The 21,802-nt window shown below is 63.9% G+C and carries 16 protein-coding genes; 5 read left to right on the top strand and 11 right to left on the bottom strand.

From position 1 onward, the window contains the following. Positions 1–25: 25 nt before the first annotated feature. The 7 genes from ABIC78_RS20090 to ABIC78_RS20060 form a co-directional block, all read right to left on the bottom strand. Entirely contained in the window at positions 26–2,341 is a 2,316-nt protein-coding gene (locus ABIC78_RS20090; RefSeq protein WP_354491636.1) for a TonB-dependent receptor, read from the bottom strand. Between the two features lie 215 nt (positions 2,342–2,556). Further along, complete coding sequence (locus ABIC78_RS20085; RefSeq protein ID WP_354491634.1) at positions 2,557–3,531, bottom strand: sugar phosphate isomerase/epimerase family protein; 975 nt, start codon at positions 3,529–3,531, stop codon at positions 2,557–2,559. A 47-nt stretch (positions 3,532–3,578) separates the two neighbouring features. Then, complete coding sequence (locus ABIC78_RS20080; protein WP_354491632.1) at positions 3,579–4,547, bottom strand: D-ribose ABC transporter substrate-binding protein; 969 nt, start codon at positions 4,545–4,547, stop codon at positions 3,579–3,581. Next, complete coding sequence (locus ABIC78_RS20075) at positions 4,544–5,368, bottom strand: DeoR/GlpR family DNA-binding transcription regulator (protein WP_171799517.1); 825 nt, start codon at positions 5,366–5,368, stop codon at positions 4,544–4,546. The genes ABIC78_RS20080 and ABIC78_RS20075 overlap by 4 nt, the downstream gene beginning before the upstream one ends. 5 nt (positions 5,369–5,373) lie before the next feature. After that, entirely contained in the window at positions 5,374–6,369 is a 996-nt protein-coding gene (locus tag ABIC78_RS20070; RefSeq protein ID WP_216647774.1) for an ABC transporter permease, read from the bottom strand. Between the two features lie 29 nt (positions 6,370–6,398). Beyond that, positions 6,399–7,964: a sugar ABC transporter ATP-binding protein gene (locus tag ABIC78_RS20065; RefSeq protein ID WP_354491630.1), complete on the bottom strand. Its 1,566-nt coding sequence runs from the start codon at positions 7,962–7,964 to the stop codon at positions 6,399–6,401. Then, entirely contained in the window at positions 7,961–8,614 is a 654-nt protein-coding gene (locus ABIC78_RS20060) for a DUF2291 family protein (RefSeq protein WP_354491628.1), read from the bottom strand. Before ABIC78_RS20060 ends, ABIC78_RS20065 begins: the two co-directional genes overlap by 4 nt. 276 nt (positions 8,615–8,890) lie before the next feature. Here ABIC78_RS20060 and ABIC78_RS20055 point away from each other — a divergent pair, with 276 nt between their 5' ends. The 4 genes from ABIC78_RS20055 (at position 8,891) to ABIC78_RS20040 (ending at position 13,812) form a co-directional block, all read left to right on the top strand. After that, the gene (locus tag ABIC78_RS20055) at positions 8,891–9,691 is read left to right on the top strand and encodes a transketolase (protein WP_253941884.1); all 801 of its coding nucleotides are present in this window, start codon (positions 8,891–8,893) and stop codon (positions 9,689–9,691) included. After that, a complete protein-coding gene (locus ABIC78_RS20050; RefSeq protein ID WP_354491625.1) occupies positions 9,688–10,641 on the top strand; it encodes a transketolase family protein in 954 nt (317 codons plus the stop codon). Before ABIC78_RS20055 ends, ABIC78_RS20050 begins: the two co-directional genes overlap by 4 nt. Next, positions 10,641–12,134 carry an FGGY family carbohydrate kinase gene (locus tag ABIC78_RS20045; protein ID WP_354491623.1) on the top strand — a complete coding sequence of 498 codons (1,494 nt, stop codon included), beginning with the start codon at positions 10,641–10,643 and terminating at the stop codon, positions 12,132–12,134. Before ABIC78_RS20050 ends, ABIC78_RS20045 begins: the two co-directional genes overlap by 1 nt. Positions 12,135–12,195: 61 nt before the next feature. Then, positions 12,196–13,812 carry a DUF1593 domain-containing protein gene (locus ABIC78_RS20040; protein ID WP_354491621.1) on the top strand — a complete coding sequence of 539 codons (1,617 nt, stop codon included), beginning with the start codon at positions 12,196–12,198 and terminating at the stop codon, positions 13,810–13,812. Between the two features lie 95 nt (positions 13,813–13,907). Here the strand turns inward: ABIC78_RS20040 and ABIC78_RS20035 are convergent, their stop codons facing one another. Continuing rightward, on the bottom strand, positions 13,908–16,607 hold the full coding sequence (locus ABIC78_RS20035; RefSeq protein ID WP_354491619.1) for a TonB-dependent receptor domain-containing protein: 2,700 nt from the start codon (positions 16,605–16,607) through the stop codon (positions 13,908–13,910). 376 nt (positions 16,608–16,983) lie between these two features. Between ABIC78_RS20035 and ABIC78_RS20030 the strand changes: the two genes are divergently transcribed. Next, on the top strand, positions 16,984–18,591 hold the full coding sequence (locus ABIC78_RS20030) for a carboxylesterase/lipase family protein (protein ID WP_171799477.1): 1,608 nt from the start codon (positions 16,984–16,986) through the stop codon (positions 18,589–18,591). A gap of 180 nt (positions 18,592–18,771) precedes the next feature. On the opposite strand, the gene ABIC78_RS20025 is transcribed toward ABIC78_RS20030, so the two are convergent. The 3 genes from ABIC78_RS20025 to ABIC78_RS20015 form a co-directional block, all read right to left on the bottom strand. Continuing rightward, positions 18,772–19,704 (bottom strand): electron transfer flavoprotein subunit alpha/FixB family protein, encoded by a 933-nt coding sequence (locus ABIC78_RS20025; RefSeq protein WP_171799478.1) that lies wholly within the window; start codon positions 19,702–19,704, stop codon positions 18,772–18,774. Further along, a complete protein-coding gene (locus ABIC78_RS20020; protein WP_169048733.1) occupies positions 19,704–20,450 on the bottom strand; it encodes an electron transfer flavoprotein subunit beta/FixA family protein in 747 nt (248 codons plus the stop codon). Before ABIC78_RS20020 ends, ABIC78_RS20025 begins: the two co-directional genes overlap by 1 nt. 101 nt (positions 20,451–20,551) lie before the next feature. Continuing rightward, a partial coding sequence (locus tag ABIC78_RS20015) for a TonB-dependent receptor (protein ID WP_354491616.1) occupies positions 20,552–21,802 on the bottom strand: 1,251 nt, incomplete at its 5' end.

Here is a 21,802-nt window from a genome sequence, read left to right as displayed (position 1 = left end):
CCAGGCGCGAGTGATTTACTCTGGTCTAAAACTTCGTCTCAAGTCGCACCCCAGCATAACGATGCGCGTCACGTCCGTACCAGCTGTTGAATACCGGCTTGTTGCCCCAGCGGCCACCCACGTCTGAGATCGAAGAGGCATACCGCTTGTCGGTGACGTTGTTGACGAAGGCCGTCACGCTCCAGCGCTCGTCGTGGTCGGCGATACCAGCCGACAGATTGAGCAAGGCATAAGCGCCCTGCACCGATCCGACGTTCCAGTTCGAGCTGAATGCGATTGCCGACTGGTAGGTGATTACCCCGCCCAGGTTGGCATCGAGAGCTTCGTTTAACGCAAAGCGCTTTTCGGCACCCGCGTTGAACTTCCAAAGCGGAGCGCTGGGCAGGCGTTTGCCCGAGAGGTCCTGATAGCTGGTGCCGCCCGAAATGGTGCACCCCGTTGCCGCCGTTTGCCCGGAATAACAATTGGCACCCACGAAACTGTCATAGCGCGCGTCGGTATAGGCACCGGCAAAGTTGAATGAGAGGCCCTGCCCCGCGCGCACCGTGGCATCCATTTCGATGCCACGCGTGCTGGCCTTGCCCGCGTTGGTCATCTGGAAAGTCGGCACGGAAACCGTCGGATCGACGCTCTGCACCTGGAAGTTATGGTAGACGGCATAGAACGCCGCGATATTGAGCGACAGGCGGCGATCGAAGAAATCACCCTTCATGCCCAATTCCGCACCATCTACCCGTTCCTTGTTGACAGGCGCGATAGTATTGGTTGCCGTGAAAGTGCCGTCTAGGTTATAAACCTTGGGCTTGTAACCACGCGAATACTTCGCATAGACGTTCACCCATTGCGACACCTGCTGTTTGAGCGTGACATCGCCAACCAGTGTGCTGAAACTATCCGACCCCGTGCGGCTAAATTGGCTGGTCGCGCTCGCCGGCGTGGTGTTGTACTGCAGATTGTACTGATACGCGATCTTGTCGCGGTTGAAGCGCAGCCCGGTGGTCAGCGTCGTGCCGCGCGCTAGCGTCCAATCCGCGCGCAGATACGCCGCATAGGAGTTGTTTTCCGCAACGCGATAGGCACCGAACGGAATGAAGGTGCCGAATGCCGGACGATCGAACTGGAAGCCGGTCTTGCTATAATCGTAATAGAGGCCGCCCAGGAGGCGCACCGCGCCCAACTGATCGGTAGCGAAGCGCAATTCCTGGTTGAAGCCCTGGATGTTGAGTTGCGAGCGCTGGATGTTGTTCCAGCTGTACTGGCCACGCGAGCCCAGCGATGCCCAATCGAGCGCTTCCATGTAGGCGTCATAGCGTAAGTCGCGATTTTCCTTGGAATAAGCGCTCAGCGACGTGAATGTCACCTTGCCCGCACGATATTCGACCGCCAGGCTGTAGAGCTGATCCTTAGAGTGCTGGCCCGGGGTGGTAATCGTAGCGTAATCGGTGTTGCTGACGCTGGGTGTAATACCCGGAAGCGCTGCGGACTGCGCATAAGTGCCACGGAACTTGGCGGTCGGATCGACGTAAGAATAGGCCTGAAAAGCGCCGACGTCACGCGTGTCGATGTAATTGCCCGAGAGCGTGACTTTCAGCCCGTCGAGGGGCTCCCACTGCAGCTTGCCGCGCACGCCGAAGTTTTCGGAATAGTCCTTCTGCGCGGTGGTGAGATTGCGCGTGATCGAATCGGTATGCGAGCCGAAGCCAGACAACGTGTACCCGACCGACTCGCCCAATGGACCAGAGATGAATGCCGATCCGCGATATTCGCCGTCTGCGGTGATCGTCGCATTGGCTTGGCCCTGGAACGTGTCGGTGGGCTTGCGCGTCACGATGTTGATCACGCCGATCGAAGCGGCGCGGCCACCCAGCGTCGATTGCGGGCCACGCAGCACTTCAACGCTGGCGATATCCGATAGCTGGCGCGCGGCCAGCGATTCCGGCGCGAGCGTGACACCGTCGAGCATGACCGCGACACCGCTGGGGGAACCGACGGTCACAACCGCGGTGCTGATGCCGCGCAAGGTGTAGAAGGGACGCAGCGTCGTGGAGGCGGGCTGCGCGACCAGCGAAGGCACCGCCTTGCCCAGATCATCGATCGTAGTCACACCGGCGCGGGTCAATTGCACCGGTGCCACCACAGCGACGGCGGCGGGCGTATCGCGGAGATTTTCCGAACGCTTCTGCGCGGTGACGACGATCTCTTGGCTATCGACAGCCTGGGATTGGTCTTGCGGTTGGGCCTCGGCCGCCAAGGCCGGAACGGCTGCCACCAAAGCCGGCATGCATGCACCGATCATCAGAATTCGAGAACTCACGTCACCCTCCCTCCTTTTAATGCGCACCTTGCGGACCCGCCTTCGGGCCCGGCGCTTGAGGGCCGATATACGCACTACGAAAGGGCAAGCAAGATAAATTCGAAAGCAATCGAAAGAGAATTTAGCGCTATATCGAAACGTGTCTATTTTGCATCACCACGCTTCGCGAATGTCAGAGCAAGTCGGGGCGCCAGCTGTAACAGCCGACGCCCCGCCCTGCAGTCTGGTTCAAACAAAAATGTTCAGATGCCGAACAAAGCCTTGCGCGCCAGCTTCTGCGCGCTCAGCGCATCCTGGCGATCCTGCGCGGCCTGCAAGGCCTCGAAATCCAGCCGGTCAAGGGCGGTGTCGATGTGCTTAAGGAAATCGATCGCCATATCGGCCGCTTCCACCCCGTTCTCGCGAAAGGGGAACTGGTCGAGCTGCCACACACCTTCCCAGTTGTTCTTGCGCAAAGTGTAGAAAAACTCGAACAGTTCGATCGGATGCACCGTGCCGGCCACCATGTCATCGTCCCAGGCGCGCAGGTTGTCGTTCACATCCATGCCGAACAGGCGGCCATGGTCGATGGCAAGCTGCGCGGAATCGGACGGGCTTTCCCCTGCAAACAGCGCATGGCCGAAATCGAGCAGGATGCCCACGTTGGGTAGGCCCATTGCTTCAATCCCCAGCAACGTGCGCGCCACCGAATCGAAAGCCATGTGCACGCGCGGTTCGCGCGGTTTGTATTCGATCACGAACTTGAGGTCTGGGTTCTGGCTGGCCAGTTCGCCAATGCCATCGATGGACAGGCGCCACAGCTTGCGGTGATCGACCTGGAACGGATAGTCCCAGCCATCCTGGCCCGGCCAGAGCTTGACGTAAGACGCGCCAAAACGGCGCACGAGGTCTGCGGCCTGATTACACACTTCGTTGGCGCGGCGGCGCACGCCGGCGTCAGGATTGGTGAAAGCCCCGCGCGAGAATTCGCGGTTATAGATTTCCGGCGTGATCCCGATCACCGAAAGATTGTTGCGCTTGAGCGCAGTCTCGACCGCGTCGGCCGAGACATCGGCGCTCCAGGGAAAGTTGATGTCGACCACAGAAAGATCGCGCACCTGACCAGCCAGGTCGATCATCTCGATCAGGTCGCGCGGCGGGCCATAGCCGTCGGTGGCATAGCGATCGACATAAGTGGCAAAGTGCCAGATGCCGGCACCGAAGGTCAGTTTGCTCATCGGGAATCCCTTGGAGAGTGGCAAGAAAAGTCAGCGAGTTGCGGAAGCTATCCCGCTGGCTGCAAGGCGAAATCGGCAACGCGCGCCGCGTTGGCCCGCGTGATCAGTACGCAATCCATGATCAGCTTTTCCGGCTGCCCAGTGCTGCCGGTGCGCAACTGGCGGTCGGCCAGATCGACAGCATAGCGCGCCTGCTGCCAGGCGGGTTGCAACACAGTGGCCACGGCCTGGCCGTGACGAATGGCGTCGCGCATGTCATTCGAACCGTCGAAACCGACAACCAGCACGTCGCTGCGGCCCGCACCTTGCAGCGCAGCGAGCGCCCCCATAGCCATGGTGTCATTGCCCGCGATCACGCCTTTCACTTCGGGGTGTGCCTGGAGGATGGACTGCATGCGGGTAAAGGCTTCGGACTGGCTCCAGTTGGCCGACTGTCGTGCGATCGGCACAAGACCGCGATACTGGTCGAGTACTTCGTGGAACCCGCGCGAGCGGACGGTGGCGTTGGTATCGGACTCCTTGCCGACGAGTTCGACATAGGGGCCCTTGCCACCCATCGCCTGGGCCAGGGCCAAAGCGCCCTGCATCGCGCCTTGATAGTTGTTCGACACGATCTGCGCCGTCGCCACGCCGCGCACGGCGATTTCGCGGTCGATCAACAAGACCGGAATGCCGGCGCTGCGCGCCTTTTGCACGGCCGCCACGCTGGCTTCGGCGCCGGCGTTGTCGAGGATGATTGCAGCAGCGTTGCGGGCAATGGCGGTGTCGACCAGTTCGCTCTGTTTGAAAGCATCGTCGCCATGCGAGAACTTTAGCGTGGCATAGCCAAGTTCATGCGCGCGCGCCTCGGCACCCGCAGCTTCCTGGCCAAAGAAGGGGTTATCGAGCGAAGGCGTGATGATGACGATCAGCCGCGAAGGCTTGTGGCCAGCGGTGCCCCACCAGGCCAGACCCGCGACCAAGACCACAGCCAGCCCAATAAGCCAGGCTTTTACACCACCACGCACCTGCTTCATGCCACGATGACCTCTATGCCCGCATCCTCGAAGCGCGCCCGGTCGCTGTCGGAAATGCCGTTGTCGGTGATCAGGCAATGAACCAAGCCGATCGGCCCGACTGATGAAAACGAACGCCGGCCGATCTTGGAGGAATCGACGACGAGATAGACCTTTTCGGCGCTGGCGATCATCGCGCGCTTGATCGGCAGGTCGGCCAGCGAGGGGATGCTCATGCCATCCTCGATCGAAACCGCCGCCGCCGCCAGGAACAAGCGCTTGACGAACAGGCCCTGGAAATAGTCCGCCGATCCCTCGCCGCTGAGCGACAGCGTCGGTGCCTTGAAATGACCACTGGGCATGTGCACCGAAATCGCCGGCTGCGCCCCAAGCAGCAACGCGATGTTGAGCCCGTTGGTGATAACGGTCAGATCACGCCGCTCGAGCAGGTTCGCCGCCACCTGGGTGGTGGTGGAGCCTGCATCAAGCGTGATCGTCTCACCATCCTCCACCAGCGCGGCCGCCGCCACGCCGATCCGGTGCTTCACATCCATGTTCTCGTGGTGCTGCAGCGCCATGGACCGCACTTGCTGGGGCACGGACTTGAGAAACGCGCCGCCATGGACCCGCTCGATCTGGCCGTCGGCTTCAAGTCGTTCGAGATCCTGGCGTATAGTCACTTCCGATACGCCAAAAGCCTTCGACAGTTCGCGCACCCGCGCGCTGCCTTCCTCGCGAATCCATTCGAGAATTTCCGCGCGGCGGCCTTCGGCAAAGCGCACGTTGCCATCGGCGCGCCGAGCCTCAACAGAACCTTCCGTGTCACGCTTGCCCTGCGTCATATCCGTCAACCAAGCCTTTCCTGCAGACGATCGAGAACCACGGCGGCCACGATCACGGCCCCCTTGATTACCATCTGCCAGAATTCGCTGATGCCGACCATGACCATGCCGTCGCCCAGCACACCGATCACGCAAGCGCCCACAAGCGTGCCGCCGATCGTGCCGCGTCCGCCCGCCAGCGAGGCACCACCCAGCACGACTGCGGCAATGCCGTTGAGTTCGAAAGCCTCGCCCGAAGCGGGATGCGCCGCGACAAGATCTGATGCGACCAGCAGGCCCACCAACGCGGCGGTCGCGCCCGAAATCGCATAGACCGCACACTTAATCCGATCGACCCGCACGCCAGACAGCAGCGCAGCGCGCTCGCTGCCGCCCACGGCATAAACGCGGCGACCAAAGGTGGTGGCTCCAGCCGCCGCCGCCGCGCCGGCCGCCAGCACCGCGAGGAGCCAGACGGGCACCGGCACGCCGAGCACCACGCCGGCACCCAGCCAGCCGAAACCTTGATTGCCCAGCGCCGGATTGCCCGAAAGATTCGGGAACGTGGCGCCGTTCGAAAGCAGCAGCGCCGCGCCACGCGCCATATAGAGCGTCCCCAGCGTGGCAATGAACGGCGCCACCTTGAAGCGGCTGACCAGCACGCCATTGATCATCCCGAGCCCGACACCGAGCGCCACCACGATGAGCACCACCAGCGGGATCGAGGGGTAGACGACATAGCCCAGTACTGTCAGCGGCAAGCCGTCGAGGATCAGCGCGCCTGCGACCATGCCCGAAACCCCAGCGATTGAGCCCACCGACAGGTCGATGCCGCCAGTCAGGATCACGAAGGTCATGCCGATCGCCAGGATCGCCACGATGGCGATGTGCTTGAGCATGATCATGGCATTGGCCACGGTCAGGAAATTGGGCGCCAGCACGGAAAAGATAGCCAGCACCACGGCCAGCGCCAGCAGGGTGCGAAACCGCAGCACGATCGCCATGGCGCCGTTCCCGTTCACGATTTGGTCCTTCACGTTCGCGCTCATCCCTAGATTGCCGGTTGCGGCGCCACGAGCGCCGGCGCGGCCTGGTTGGCCGCCGCGATCAAGATCTCTTCGCTGCATTGGCCCACCGGCTGGTCAAGCGTGAGGTGGCCCTTGGACAAGACCACCACGCGGTCGGCAATCGCGAGCACTTCCAGCACGTCCGAACTGGTGAACACTACGGCAAGGCCAGAGGCGGCGAGCTCGCGGATCGTCGAAAAGATTTCAGCGCGCGCGCCCACATCGATGCCGCGCGTCGGCTCGTCCAGCAGCAGCACCTTGGGCCCGGGCAACAGGGCCCGGCCGATCAGCGCTTTCTGCTGGTTGCCGCCAGACAAGGCGGTGATCGCCGACAGGCGCGAAGCAGCCTTGACGCCCAGGCGAGCGATCATCCCGTCGACCGCGCGGGCCTCGGCCGGATCAGACACGACCCCGTGGCGGGCGCAACTTGCCAGGTCGCTCAGCGAGATGTTGCGCCCCACGTCGAGATTGGCGAAGATGCCCTGCTGCTTGCGGTCTTCCGACACGAACAGCAGCCCGCGTTCGATCCGGTCGGCCACCGAGAGGCGCGAGATGTCCGCACCCTGAAACGTGACCCGGCCTTCGGCCGCCTTGCGCGCGCCGATGGCGACTTCGAGCAGTTCGGTGCGGCCCGCGCCAAGCAGGCCATAGATTCCCAGGATGCAGCCCGCGCGCACATCCAGGTCGATGCCATGCAGCGCCGCCGAAACCCGATCGCGGGGAGAGCGGATGCCTTCCAACGAAAGCACCGCCGGCCCATCGATGAGCAGGGATTTGGCGCGTTCGAGCTGGCCTTCCTCGCCCAGCATCTGGCCGATGATCCAGGCCACCGAAACGTCCGCCGCCGGGGCTGCGGCCACCACCTGGCCATCGCGCATCACGGTGATGCGGTCACCCACGCGCAGCAGTTCTTCCAGCCGGTGCGAGATATAGACAAGGCCCACGCCCTGCCGCTTGAGATCGGCGATGACCTCGAACAGCACCTCGACTTCGGCTTCGCTCAAGGCCGAAGTGGGCTCGTCCAGGATCAGCACGCGGCATTCCTCGGCCAGCGCCTTGGCAATTTCCACGATCTGCTGCTCGCCGATCGACAGGCTGTCGACGCGGCGATCGGGATCGATGTCCTGGCGCAATCGGGCGAGCACGGCGCGGGCCATGTCGCGTTCGCGCGCGCGGTCGAGCCGGCCCAGCCATTCGCTGCCCGTGCCTAGCAGGAAGATGTTTTCCGCCACCGTCAGGTTGGGGCACAAGTTGAGTTCCTGGTGGACCATGCCGATGCCGCGCGCCGCGGCATCGCGCACCCCGGCAAGGCGCACGGGCTGCTCGTCGATCAGCACTTCGCCCTCGGTGGGCGTCTCGATGCCGGCGAGGATCTTCATCAGCGTGGACTTGCCCGCGCCGTTTTCGCCGATCAGCACATGGACCTGGCCCGGCTCCACCACGAAGTCCACGCCGTGCAGCGCAGTCACGCCACCATAGCGCTTGACCACGCCCTGCGCCCGCATCAGCGGGCGCTCACCCCCGCCTTGTGCCCGCATCAGCGGCTTCACAGCGCGGCTCCCGCAGCAAGGCGCACGGGCACCACGCGCCAGCCGTCGCCCGGCTCCTGTGGCGCACGCACCGCGCCGATAAAGGAGACCACCGAACCAGGGGCAAGATGGGCCGCCACCGGGCGGGTCTGGCCCAGCGCATGCAGGTTCAGCTGACTGGCCACCGCGCCGAAGGCCATCTGGTCGGGCATGTCGTTGAAGGGGTAGAGCGGTAGCGCATCGCGCAGCGCGGTGTCGATCAGCACCGGGCCCATTTCCAGGCGAACGTCGCCCACGCCATCCACGCGCAGATCGATGCCGCCCGCCGGATCGGCCAGGTCGCGGCCGGCAACCACCCCTTGGCCCCTGACCAAGAACCGGTAGGCAGAGGTATCAGAGGGACGATGCCCATGGGCGGCGCCGAAAGCGTTCAGTTGCCCGGCGCGCGCAGCATTCGCCAGATCGCCAAAGGGCACGGCACCTTGGGTGACGGCGGGCATGATCTTGCTCTGCCAATCGTGATCGACCAACGCGACCGCATCGAAGCCCTGTCCGGCCGCAGCCTTGAGGCGGCGGTTTTCCTCGACCGTCAGTACCTTGCAGCCGGCCAACAACAACACGGCAACCATGGCCAGCGCGAATCGTCCCGATCGCGTCCCCGATCGCGTCATCGTTTGCATCCGGGGAACTGCGCTTGCCATCCAGCCACCTCTCCTTGCGGTCCTTCGTCTGCCGCAGTGGAGTTGGCGTTACCGAGTTTCCGCCGGAGCTTCAAGCGCCAGACTCGCTAAATGAAAGAAATTCGAAAAAAATCGAAAGGGTAAAGCTTGCCCCTCTCTTTCGGTTACGATAATGGCCAGCCGGCAAAAGGGAGATTAGAGTCCATGCCGCAAGTGCTGGCAGAATGCCGCCCAGACCTCGCACAACGCGTCCTTCATGTCCGCGAAATGGCTCGCTGGATCCGCAAGCGCGCCCTGCGGATGGTCTTCGAAGCCCGCCAGGGACACCCCGGTGGCGACCTTTCGGCCACCGACGTGCTGGCCACCCTCTATTTCGATTCGATGCGCTATGATCCCAGCCACCCCGCCGATCCCGCGCGCGACCGCTTCATCATGTCCAAAGGCCACGCCACCGGCGCGCTCTACAGCACACTCGCCAAGGCCGGCTTTTTCCCCGAGGAAGAACTGACCACCTACATGCAGCCGCTCTCGCGGCTCAACGGCCACCCCAACCGCGTCAAGATCCCCGGCGTCGAAACCAACACCGGTCCGCTGGGCCACGGGTTGCCGGTGGCAGTGGGCATCGCGATTGCCGGTCAGATCGATGCTGGGAAGATCGACGGGGCCGATTATCGCGTCTTCGTGCTCACGGGCGATGGCGAATTGCAGGAAGGCAGCAACTGGGAAGCGGCAATGACTGCCGGACATCGCAAGCTCTCCAACCTGACCGTGGTCGTCGATCGCAATCGCCTGCAGCAGGGTGCCGGCACGGAGGAGACCGTCGGTCTGGAACCCCTGGGTGACAAGTGGCGTGCCTTTGGCTGGGACGTGGCCGAAGTGAACGGGCACGACGTCGCTGCACTGATCCCGTTGCTGGATGGATCGGCCGCCCGCAGCCGACCGCTCTGCATCGTGGCCAACACGATCAAGGGCAAAGGCATTTCGTTCATGGAAAACAAGGCCAGCTGGCACCATGGTGTGCCCAATGCCGAGCAGTATGCGCAAGCGATGAAGGAACTCGACGCATGAGCAGCCCCGCCCCGGCCAAGACCGGCTTGTATGACTGCCGCGATGCCTATGTTGCCACGCTCGAAGAGCTGGGTGCCGCCGATCCGCGCGTGGTCGCGGTTGTCAACGACAGTGTCGGTTCGAGCAAGCTCGGCGGCTTTCGCGACAAGTTCCCCGAGCGTCTGATCAACGTGGGCATTGCCGAACAGGCCATGGTCGGCGTCGGCGCGGGCCTCGCCAATGGCGGCAAGATTGTATTCGTCAGCGGCGCTGCGTGCTTCCTCACCGGCCGCGCGCTGGAACAGGTCAAGGCCGATTGCGCCTATTCGCAAGCCAATGTGAAGCTCTGCGGGATTTCCAGTGGCGTCGCCTATGGCGAACTGGGCCCCACGCACCATTCGATCGAAGACGTGGCCTGGTTGCGCACCATGGGCGATATCACGGTGATCGTGCCGGCCGATCCCTGGGAAACCGAACAGGCGATCCGCGCCGCCGCCGCGCTCGATGGCCCGGTCTTCGTGCGTATCAGCCGCATGGGCGTGCCCGCGCTGCCCCGCCCGGCCGACGCCACGTTCACGATCGGCGAGGCCGAAGTGCTGCACGAAGGCAACGACGCGGCGATCCTGGCAAATGGCACGGTCGTGTGCCGCGCGCTCGCCGCTGCCGAGGAACTGGCGCAACAGGGCATCGCCGCGCGCGTGGTCAACATGGCGTCCATGTCACCGATCGATGTCGAGGCAATCCTGGCCGCCGCCCAGACCGGCGCGATCGTCACGGCCGAAGAACACAGCGTGCGCGGTGGCCTGGGCAGCGCCGTTGCCGAAATCGTGTCACAAAACCAGCCTTGCCGCATGAAACTCTTGGGCTTCGAAGGCTTCCAGCCGACCGGCTCGGCCGAATTCCTGATGGAACGCGCCGGGTTGACCGGACCGTCGATCGCCTCGGCCGTGCGCACGCTGCTGGGGCGCTGATGGCCAGCACGCCGGCCATCCTGGCGATCGACCAAGGCACGACCAACACCAAGGCCCTGGTGGTGGGCCTCGATGGCATGATCCTGGGCACCAGCTCCGTTCCCACCGGAGTCGATCATCCCAAGCCAGGCTGGGCGCAGACCCCGGCGGCGATGATCCGCGACAGCGTGGCCGCCGCGGTCATGGCCGCACGCGCGCAGGCGGGCGATGCCGCGATCCTGGCGATCGGCATTTCCAACCAACGCGAATCCGTAGTGGCCTGGGATGCGGTGAGCGGCGAAGCGGTGGGCCCTTGCGTGATCTGGCAGTGCCTGCGCAGCGCGCCCTTGTGCGATGCCTTGCGCCAGGCCGGCCATGCCGACGAAGTGGCCGCGCGCTCGGGGCTGGGGCTTGATCCGATGTTTTCGGCAGGCAAGCTGCGCTGGCTGCTCGACCATGGTGCCGGCCCACGCGGCACCGCGCGCGACCTGGCGCAAGCTGGCGAATTGCGGGCCGGCACCGTCGATGCCTGGCTGCTCTGGGCGCTGACCGGCGGCGCGGCCCATGCCTGCGACGCAGGAAATGCCTCGCGCACCCAGTTGCTCAATCTCGACACCATCGACTGGGACCCGCGCTTGCTCGACTTGTTCGGCATTCCCGCCGGCATCCTTCCCCTGGTATGTGCCTCAAACGCGCTGTTCGGCCATACCGTCGGCGGCTTTGCCGGGCTGCCCGAAGGCATTCCAATCCACGCCATGATGGGCGATTCCCACGCCGCCCTGTTCGGCCATGCGATCGATGGCCCCGGACGGGTCAAAGTGACGCTAGGCACCGGATCCTCCCTGATGGCGCCGACGTCTGCCCGCACCCGCTCGACGCACGGGCTGTCCTCCACGATTGCGTGGCAGCGCGATGCCGCGCCGGTCCACGCGCTGGAAGGCAACATCATCGTGTCGGGCCACGCCGCCAGTTTTGGCGCGCAAATGCTGGGGCTGGATGGGCCAGAGGCTCTGTCCGCCTTGGCGGCCAGCGTGCCCGATGCTGGCGGCGTCCAGGTCGTGCCCGCGCTCGCGGGCCTAGGCGCGCCGCACTGGCAAGCCGACGCACGCGGTCTCATCTGCGGCCTTTCGCTGGCCTCGCGCCCGGCCCATGTCGCGCGCGCGGTGCTCGAAGGCATCGCACACCAGATCTGCGACGTACTCGCCGCCCTGGGAGCAGACCTGGGCGGCCCTTTCGCGGCCATTTCAGTGGATGGCCAGGCCGCGGCCAACGATCTTCTTATGCAGATGCTGGCTGACCTGTCGGGCCGCACGGTCGAACGTCCGGCGCAGACTGCGCTGAGCGCACTGGGTGCCGCCATGCTCGCAGCCGACGCGATCGACCGGCCGCTGGCCGAAAGCCTGCGTGCCCGCGACCGCAGCTTTGCGCCGTGCCTTGCCGAAGAACCACGACAGGCAGCGCGCGCGGCATGGGGCCTGGCGGTGGCGCGCGCCACGATGGAATCGCCGACCTGACCCAGCGATCCCGCCACAATAACGAACGGCCATGGACGCCGTCGCAAGGAGAGGAAATCCGATGCCTTCATGTCCCCTGGTCCTCACCGCAGTGGCAGCGTTTCTGCCCTTGAGCGTGCTCGCTGGCACGCCGGCCAGTGCCGCGCCTGCCCGCACCATGCATGCCGGGCCGACCTATGCTGAGCCGCCCGCCAGTGCGCGTCCGCGCGTAGTGATCACCACCGATCCCGAGCTGGACGATTTCAACTCGCTCTTGCGCTTCCTGCTCTACGCGCCCGATTTCAAGGTGGAAGGCCTGGTCTACGCCAGCAGCCAGTTCCACTGGAAAGGCGATGGCAAGGGCACCGCACGCACGTTTCCCGGTCGTGAGTACAACCGTGGCGGGGTGGATGCCTGCCCCTGCACCTCGTGGCGCTGGGCCAAGGGCGAGCGGTTCATCGACAAGGCGCTGGATCTCTATGCCCAGGCCTGGCCCAACTTGCGCGTCCACAACCCGGCCTATCCCAGCCCGGCCGCGCTGCGCGCCAAAGTGCGCTGGGGCAACGTCGCGTTCGATGGCGACATAAGCGAGGACACCGCGGGCAGTGAACTGATCCGCAAGCTGCTACTCGATGACCAGGAAGCGCCGGTCTATCTTCATGCCTGGGGCGGCCAGAGCACGATCGCCCGCGCGCTCAAGCGGATCGAGGACGATTATGCCGGCAAGCCCGAATGGGCGGCAATCCGCGCCAAGGTCATCCGCAAAGCGGTGATCCAGCCTTCGGGCGATCAAGACGATACTTACGCCAAATACATCAAGCCGCACTGGCCCGAGATCCGCTATAACCAGCAGTCCGATGGCGCGAGCCTGGCCTACTTCTCGCAGCTGACTCTCAGCGCCGAAGATGCCGCGCTGCTGGGCGCCGATTGGACTCGCCGATGGATCTCATCGCGCGGCCCGATCGGGGCGGCCTATCGCGTCTGGGGCGATGGCAAGCAGATGGTGCCGGGCGACAAGTACGATTACTTCGGCATCGCCGGCAAGACCGCAGCCCAATTGCGCGCCGAAGGCTATCACGTCTGGGCACCGATCATGGCGCCCGGGTCGTTCATTTCCGAAGGCGATACGCCCACATTCCTCAACTTGGTCGACAATGGCCTGCAAGGCTGGCGAGACAGCAGCTTCGGCGGATGGGGCGGGGTCCATTCCCACAGCGAGAGTTACGGTGTCTCGCCAGAGGCCGGAGCGGCAATCCGGGCCATGTTGGCCAATCCTGCTGCGCAGGTCACCGTGCCGCGCGCGCCGACGTCACCCTTCTTCCGCGCCGTGCAGAACGACTTTGCCGCGCGTCTCCTCTGGGCCGTCACGCCGCGCCGCGTCGATGCCAACCATGCCCCGGTGGTGCAGCTTGCCGGTCCGGTCCAGCGCAGCGCGCGTGCCGGCGCCTTGCTCGACCTGTCGGTGCGAGCCAGCGATCCCGATGGCAACCGCCTGGCCTTGCGCTGGTGGCCCTATGCCGCCGCCGGAACCTATCCCGGGACGCTGCCCGCCACGCTCGGCACCGGCTCGGTCTTGCGTTTTCAGGTGCCCGCCGATGCCAAGCCGGGCCAGACCCTGCACCTGATTGCCGAAGCGAGCGATGATGGCACGCCGGCCCTGACCCACTATGCCCGCGTGGTCGTGACCGTCACGGATTAACGCCACGAAAAAAGCCGGGGTCAGGCGAGGTTTCCCCATCCCGCCTGCCCCCGGCCTAGCGTCTTTCGGCCGGGTTGCCCCGCCGTCCGACACGCTTAGAACTTCGTGCGCAGCCCGAACTGCACCAGGCGTCCCAGGGTCGAGCCATTGGCATAGCCCGAACCGGCATTGCGCCACGGCGGATCCTGATCGAGCAGGTTGTTGACCGTCAGCGACAGCGACACCGGCCGCTTCAGCCCCAGCTTTTCCAGATCGAGCGCGGCAAAGAGGTTCACCGTGTTGAACGCGCCGACACGCGGCTGCAGCGGTTCGCCGATGATCGGGTAGCCGCCCGAGTGGTTGAGCGAGACCCGGCTCGAGAGTGCCCCGGAATCGAGGCCCAGCGAGGCGACGAAGTTGAAGCGGCTAACGCCGTTGTCGAGGCGCTCGACATAGGCCGAAGTCGGCGAATCCTTGGTCTTGCGATGCAAAGTGTAGGTGCCCGCGAACCCGGCATTGATCGTGCCGAAGCCGACGGGACGGCGCAGCGTGACATTGAAGTCGATCCCGTCCTGCTTGAGCCGGCCACGATTGTAGCGGCGCAAGTCGTAGATCGCATACGGATTGTTGGCGGCGAAGAACGAGGCCAGCGAAGTGAAATTGTCCGCCCGCACACCGCCAGAAAATGCCGTTGCCTGTGCCAGCGTGGGATTGAGAATATAGAACGGCGCATTGGTGGGATCGGCATAGAAGCTGGCTCCGCCCAACAGCCCGCCAATATTGACGCTGATCTGGTCCTTGAAATCGACGTTATAATAGGTCGCGCTGATCGTCAGGCCCTTGAAGAAATCGGGCTGGATATCGGTGCCGAGCGACCAGGTCGTGGCGCGTTCGGGCCGCAGGTTGGGGTTGCCGCCGGAAATGTAGAGAATGGGGCGGAACACATCGGCAGGCGAACTGCCCGGCGCCAGGTTCAGCACGATCGGGATCGACGAGACGCGCGCGTCAACCGCGCCGGTGGTATCGGCCAGGCTGGGCGCGTGGAACGAGGTGCCCCAGTTGCCGCGGAACGAAATGCCGTGAACCGGGCGATACGTGAACCCGATCTTGGGATTGGTGGTGCCGCCCACGTCGTCGTAATGGTCATAGCGGACCGATCCGGTGAGATCGAGCGCCTGGACCAAGGTCATGGCGTTGCCGGGTCCCACCAACGGCACCAGCACTTCGCCATAGATCGACGCGACGTTGCGCGAGGCAATGGCGCGGTTCTGCTTGGGGCTGGCATCGGCGCCGAATGCAATGTGGGCGTCGATCTTTTCCCAGTGATATTCGCTCCCCACGGCCAGGCGAAGATCGCCGCCCGGCAGGCTCAACACCGCGCCATCGGCCACGATCCGCGCTTCGGCCAACTTCTGGGTGGCTTCCGAGAAGTTGGTGTAACCGCGAATGCCGGTCAGCACGGCCGGGTTGGTCTGGCTCAGATCATAGGGATCGAGCGCGGCCGAAGTCGTCGTGGCAGCCAGCGCCGCATTGACCGCATCGGTGTTGATCGATCGCTCGGTCGTGGAATTGTAGCTCTGGCCATAATTGAGCATGCCGCGCAGCTTCCAGTCGTGCGGCAGGCTATAAGTGAAAGTCGGCGTAAAGCCCCAGGAATTGAAGCGTGCGGGATTGTCGGTCCCCTTGCCGAAGACCGGGCTGTAATCGAACAGCACCTGCTGGCTGGTTTCGGTGCCGATCGGACGGAAATAGGGGTTGGCCGACGTGATCGTGCTGTTGGTGGACAGCGGCGCTGTCAGGGTATGCGTGACGCGTTCCGAGAAGTAGCCGGTAAGGTTGAACGAAAGCTTGTCACTCAGGTCCTGGTCGAGTGTGCCGAAGACGGTATGGCGACGCTCGCGCGGGTAAATGTCGGCATAATCAGTGTTGCTGCAGAGGTTGCGTGTGCCGGCCACCAGACCGGGCATGGCGTAAGTGACGCCGCCCACGATCAGATTGGGCTGCGCGCACGTGGTCACGCGGCGATCGCTACCGCCGTTGGCGGTGTTGTTCTGCGTAACGTAGTCGCGCTCGATGCCCTGGATATTGTTGTGCCAGGCATAGGCATAAGATAGCGTGAACGAGCCACTGCCCCAATCCTTGCCGGCCGTGACGTTGCCGTCGAGCGTGGCGTAGCCGTCGGCGAAACCGTAATTGGCAGCGATATCAACACCAGAGCTGCGCTTGCGGGTGATGATATTGATGACCCCGCCGATAGCATCCGAGCCATAGATCGACGAACCGCCATCGGGCACGACTTCGACCCGCTCGATAATGCCGGGCGGGATGATTGTGGGATCGGCGTAAGTCTGCAGAATGCCCGAGCCGACCAAACGATGCCCGTTGAGCAGGAGCAGCGTGGTCGTGCCGCCCGAAGCACCCAGGTTGCGCAAGTTGGTCTGTGCGATGGGCTGGCCGAAACTGGCCGAACCGGATGGGAACGAGTTGAAATTGCTGACCTGGGGAATGGTCGCCAGCAGATTGTTGGTCGAAGAGGCGCCCGTCGCGCGGATGTCGGCGGTGGACACGCCGATCACATTGGTGCCAACCGGAGCGACGCCTCGGATAAGCGTGCCCGTCACGACGATTTCGCGCACTTGCGTGTTGTCCGCTTCGCTGGTGGCATCGGCGCTGGCAGCCGCCGACGGCAAGACGGCTGGCGGATCGGCAGCAGGCACGGCGTGGGCCGCAGCCGGGCTGACCATCGCAGAGACGCAGAGCCCCGCCGCCATGGCGCTGCCTGACAGCGCGGCGGCACGAAATTGTGGCAATTTCATGCGGTTCCTCTCCTGGTTCGCACCTGGCTTTGGCCATTTAAAAAGGGTGCTTTCTGTCGCGACTCGTAATGACTCGTTGCCAATCGATCAACAGATTCTTTCGTTTGATTTCGTTTGCGACAACCAATCGATCGCGGTGGGCCCTATTCCGGGCGTGCGACATGACGCCACGGTGTCATTTGCACAGGGAGGTCCTACCCATCCTGCGCAGTCTCAAGAAACCAATGAATCTGTTGAATGCGGCCATCTTCAGCCGCCGCCATCCCGAGCCCGCCGCGTCGGCTGAAAAGCCGATTGACCACTTTCGAATAACTTCATATTCGATCTCTTCGAAAATAAAAGAAGCCGCTTTCGGTTGCGAGAGGACCCCATTCGCATGACATGTTCCGTTTCCCGCCGCAGCCTGCTCGGCGCCACGGCCGCTCTGGCCACGTGCCTCGCCAGCCGCTCGTTCACCAGCCCTGCTTTTGCCGGAGATTTCGGCGCAGCCACGCCGATCGTGAAGACCACCAATGGGCCGGTGCGCGGCCGCTATGAATTGAGCGGGACGCTGGCATTCAAGGGCCTGCGCTATGCCGCACCACCGGTCGGCGCGTTGCGCTTCCGCCCGCCCCAGCCACTCCAGCCCTGGACCGACGTGGCCGATGCCGGCCGCTTCGGTGCTTCGGCAATCCAGGCCCACGGCCAGCGCGATGCTCCGTTCGACGAGACGCAAAGCGAGGACTGCCTGTTCCTCAATGTCTGGACGCAAGGGCTCGACCAACCCAAGCCGGTCATGGTCTGGCTGCACGGCGGCGCCTTTTCGTCGGGCGCCGGCACGCGTCCCACTTACTGGGGCGATCATTTCGCACGCGATGGCGTGGTGCTGGTGAGTGTCAACCATCGCCTCAACGTCTTCGGCTTCGCCCAGTTGCCCGATAGCTGGGGCCCCGATTACCGCTCGTCCGGCCTTGCCGGCCTTCTCGACATCGTGGCGGCACTGCGCTGGGTGCGCGACAATATCGCACAGTTTGGCGGCGATCCGTCCAATGTCACGCTGTTTGGTGAAAGCGGCGGCGGCGCGAAAGTTTCGCTGCTCATGGGTATGCCCGATGCCAAAGGCCTGTTTCACAAGGCAGCGATCCAGAGCGGTGCCGATCTCGACGCCACGCCACGCGCCTACGCCACAGCGCTCGGCGGCGCGCTGCTCGACAAACTTGGGGTCAAACCAGGGGACGTCCAGGGTCTTGCCGCCGTTCCAACCCAGACGATTTTCGATAGCCAGCAAGCGGCGGTCGACGCAGTCGCCAAGCTCGCTCCCACCGGTTTCCTGACCGGCGATTTCACCCCCAGCATCGATGGCAAGGCATTGCCGCGCGGCCCGTTCACGCCCGATGCCTCGCCGCTCTGCGCCGATATCCCGCTGATCATCGGCACCAACAAGGATGAAGGTACGATGTTCGCTCTGGGTGACAAGAGCCTAGCCACCGCGACCGATGCAGACCTTGAAGCAGCCATAGCCAAATTACTGCCCCGCAAGACCGGCGAAGTGGTCGCCGCCCTGCGCGAGGCCTATCCAGGCTATAGCCCCGGCGACCTGATCACCGCGTTCAACGGCAACCGGATGTTTTGGACCAACAGCATCCTGCTGGCAGAGCGCAAGGTCCGACAAGGGTCGCCGGTATGGATGTATCGCATGGACTGGGAAACCCCGGTGTTCGGCGGACGGCTCAAGGCCGGCCACGCGGTCGAGTTGTCCTTCGTCTTCGGCACACATGACAACATCCGTGACTTTGTCGGCCCGGGCCCCGGCCCCGATCGCATGGCCGCGCAGATGCATCCGGCATGGGTCGCCTTCGCCAAAACCGGAAACCCCCAGCACCCCGGCATCCCATCCTGGCCCGCCTATAACCTGGCACAGCGACAGACAATGATCTTCAACCTGCAATCACGAGTGGCAAGCGACCCGCACGCTGCGCTACGTCGGCTACTGATCGCGGGATGAGGTAACGGCATTGCCATGCTCGGCGCCGTATTACTGCTGTGGCAATTGGATAATCTCGGAATCTGCCCGCTGAGAAGCCATGCTGCCCATGGCAGACAATGACGTGACACGGTGCGTTACTCGCCTCGCCCTCCTCTGTTTCATTCTAAAAGTCAGCGCTACAAATGCCAAAGTAAACTATCAAAGCTTGCCCACCAGTTCCGGCACGGCGGTGAACAGGTCGGCCACCAGGCCCACGTCGGCCACTTGGAAGATCGGCGCGTCTTCGTCCTTGTTGATGGCGATGATGGTCTTTGAGTCCTTCATGCCGGCAAGGTGCTGGATCGCCCCGGAAATCCCCACCGCGACATAGACCTGCGGCGCCACGATCTTGCCAGTCTGGCCGACCTGGTAATCGTTGGGCACATAGCCGGCGTCCACCGCCGCGCGGCTCGCGCCGATCGCGGCACCGAGCTTGTCGGCCAGCGGGGTGATCGTCGCGGCAAAGGTTTCTGCGTCCTTCAAGGCGCGGCCGCCCGAGACGATGATCTTGGCGCTGGTCAGTTCCGGCCGCTCGCTCTTGGCGATTTCCGCGCCGACGAAGCTGGAGAGGCCCGCGTCCCCCGCGCCGCTCACGGCCTCGATCGCAGCGCTGCCGCCGCTCGCCTCGGCCTTGGCGAAGGCCGTGGCACGCACCGTCACCACCAGCTTGGCATCGCTCGATTCGACCGTGGCGATGGCATTGCCGGCATAGATCGGCCGGGTGAAGGTCTTCGCGCCTTCGACCGAGAGAATGTCCGAGACCTGCGCCACGTCGAGCAGCGCGGCGACGCGCGGCGCGACGTTCTTGCCGGTGGTCGTGGCCGGCGCCACGAACGCGTCGTGATCGGCCATCAGCCCGGCGACGAGCGGCGCGACGTTTTCCGCCAAGGCATGGGCATAGGCCGCGTCATCGGCCTTGAGCACGGCGGCCACGCCGGCGATCTGCGCGGCGGCCTGGGCCACGCCATCGATGCCTTCGCCCGCGACCAGCGCGACCACGTCACCCAGCTGGCCCGCTGCCGTCACCGCGCTCAGCGTCGCGTCCTTGATGGCCGCGCCGTCATGCTCGACCCAGAGAAGAACCTTACCCATCACGCGACTCCCAGTTCCTTGAGCTTGGCCACCAACGCATCGACATCGGCCACCTTGACGCCGGCCGCGCGGACCGGCGGCTCGGCCACTTTCAGCGTCTTGAGGCGCGGCGCCACATCGACGCCGAGGTCCGCCGGGGTCTTGGTGGCGAGCGGCTTGGACTTGGCCTTCATGATATTGGGCAGCGAGGCATAGCGCGGCTCGTTCAAGCGCAAGTCGGTGGTTACCACCGCCGGCAGCGCCAGCTTGACCGTTTCCAGGCCACCATCGATCTCGCGCTTGACGATCAGGTGATCGCCTTCGACGCTGACTTCATTGGCAAAGGTGCCCTGCGGCCGGCCGAGCAGCGCGGCGACCATCTGGCCCACCTGGTTCGAATCGTCGTCGATCGCCTGCTTGCCGGTGATGATCAGGCCCGGCTGTTCCTCGCCGGCAATCGCCGTCACAATCTTGGCCACGGCCAGCGGCTCGACCTCGTCATCGCTCTGCACCAGGATCGCGCGGTCCGCACCCATCGCCAGCGCCGTGCGCAGCGTATCAGTTGCCTTGGCAGGCCCGACCGACACCGCCACGATCTCGCTCACCACGCCCTTTTCCTTCAGGCGAATGGCTTCCTCGACCGCAATCTCGTCGAACGGGTTCATGCTCATCTTCACGTTCGCCAGCTCGACACCCGTGCCATCCGCCTTCACCCGCGGCTTCACGTTGTAGTCGATCACCCGCTTCACGCAGACCAGGGCTTTCATTGCAGTGCACTCTCATCAACGGCATGGACAGAAACGAAGGGCCGCCCACGATGGAGCGGCCCCGGGATTTTTTGCCTGGCCCTCACCGGGTCAGGTCACGATCAGAAGCGATAGGCGATGGACGCCCCATAGACCGCCGGTTTGCCACGATAGCGGATCAGCGTGTCGAGATAGGTCGAGATCGCCGTGGTATAGGTCTTGTTGGTCACATTGCGGCCATAGATCGTCCCGCGCCAACGCCCGTCGGCGGAACCCACGCCAATCCGCGCATCGAGCGTGGCATAGCCGGCGATCTCGAAATCGTCGGCGGGCAGCGCCGCATTGTGGAACGTAGTGTTCTGCCGGCCCTGGTACGTCAGTGTGCCGCCCAGAAAGCCGACGAGGTTGTCACCGATGGAGCGTTCGTACTGTGCGTCGACGTTCGCGCTGAATTTGGGCGTATAGGGCAACTCCGAATTGCGGAAATTGCCGGTATAGCCAGCAGCGTTATAAACTGCCTGCCCGTCAGGCGTTTTGGAATAGTCCGAGGTCACCTTGGCCTTGAGGTAGGTCGCGCTCGCGCTCAAGTGCAGGCCAGCCAGCGGCTTGACCACCAGTTCACCCTCGATCCCGAAAATATAGGACTTGGGCACGTTGAGCATCTTCTCCAGCAGGCCGAATACCGGGTCGGCAATGCGCCCGCGGACCTGCTTGTTGGAATAGTCGTAGTAGAACGCCGCCGCGTTGAGCTGGACCTTACGATCCGCCAGCGGCGCCTTGAAGCCGGCTTCGAATGCCAGCACCTTTTCTTCGGTAGCGGGGGTATATTGCAGGATACGCGAGGCGCCGATCGCCGAGAACGTGCCGGCCTTGTAACCTTGGCTGACCGTGGCATAGAGCAGCGTGCCCTGGTCGAACTTGTAATTCACACCTGCGCGGAACGACACGTTGTCTTCCTGCAGGTGGCTGGTGACCGGGCTGAGCGTCGATTTGGCCGTACCCAACAGCAGATCGCCTGATGTCGGGAAGCACTGGCCGGGCAGGATGGTGATAGGCACGCTGTTGAGCGCTGCACCATAGATCGTCGCGGTACCTTGAGCGGTGTCGATGGCAGGGTCGTTGTAGCAGTAGGTCGCGCTCTGTTTGTTGTTGGTGTAGCGGATACCGCCCTGGATCGTCAGATTAGGGACGATTTCGGCTTCGGCGTTCGCAAACAGCCCATAGGAGCGCATTCTGGACGCGTAATTGTTCAAGGTGAGCGTAATAAGTCCCAGATTTCCCGAATAATCGTTCAGCTGGAAATAATTGTTCTGTGATGTACGCACGTTGTCATAACTAGCCCCGACGATCCAGTGCAAGGTCGGCGAGTTGCC

The sequence above is a fragment of the Novosphingobium sp. 1529 genome (assembly GCF_040544855.1).
GTDB classification, from domain to species: domain Bacteria; phylum Pseudomonadota; class Alphaproteobacteria; order Sphingomonadales; family Sphingomonadaceae; genus Novosphingobium; species Novosphingobium capsulatum.
The sequence above is the reverse complement of the archived record's forward strand: the minus strand, read 5'-3'. Positions and strand labels throughout refer to the sequence as shown.

What these genes read in the sequence shown, in the direction of transcription:
- ABIC78_RS20085 (WP_354491634.1), bottom strand. Translation starts at nt 3,531, where the DNA reads ATGAGCAAACTGACCTTCGGTGCCGGCATCTGGCACTTTGCCACTTAT.
- ABIC78_RS20080 (WP_354491632.1), bottom strand. Translation starts at nt 4,547, where the DNA reads ATGAAGCAGGTGCGTGGTGGTGTAAAAGCCTGGCTTATTGGGCTGGCT.
- ABIC78_RS20075 (WP_171799517.1), bottom strand. Translation starts at nt 5,368, where the DNA reads ATGACGCAGGGCAAGCGTGACACGGAAGGTTCTGTTGAGGCTCGGCGC.
- ABIC78_RS20060 (WP_354491628.1), bottom strand. Translation starts at nt 8,614, where the DNA reads ATGACGCGATCGGGGACGCGATCGGGACGATTCGCGCTGGCCATGGTT.
- ABIC78_RS20055 (WP_253941884.1), top strand. Translation starts at nt 8,891, where the DNA reads ATGGCTCGCTGGATCCGCAAGCGCGCCCTGCGGATGGTCTTCGAAGCC.
- ABIC78_RS20050 (WP_354491625.1), top strand. Translation starts at nt 9,688, where the DNA reads ATGAGCAGCCCCGCCCCGGCCAAGACCGGCTTGTATGACTGCCGCGAT.
- ABIC78_RS20045 (WP_354491623.1), top strand. Translation starts at nt 10,641, where the DNA reads ATGGCCAGCACGCCGGCCATCCTGGCGATCGACCAAGGCACGACCAAC.
- ABIC78_RS20040 (WP_354491621.1), top strand. Translation starts at nt 12,196, where the DNA reads ATGCCTTCATGTCCCCTGGTCCTCACCGCAGTGGCAGCGTTTCTGCCC.
- ABIC78_RS20035 (WP_354491619.1), bottom strand. Translation starts at nt 16,607, where the DNA reads ATGAAATTGCCACAATTTCGTGCCGCCGCGCTGTCAGGCAGCGCCATG.
- ABIC78_RS20030 (WP_171799477.1), top strand. Translation starts at nt 16,984, where the DNA reads ATGACATGTTCCGTTTCCCGCCGCAGCCTGCTCGGCGCCACGGCCGCT.
- ABIC78_RS20025 (WP_171799478.1), bottom strand. Translation starts at nt 19,704, where the DNA reads ATGGGTAAGGTTCTTCTCTGGGTCGAGCATGACGGCGCGGCCATCAAG.
- ABIC78_RS20020 (WP_169048733.1), bottom strand. Translation starts at nt 20,450, where the DNA reads ATGAAAGCCCTGGTCTGCGTGAAGCGGGTGATCGACTACAACGTGAAG.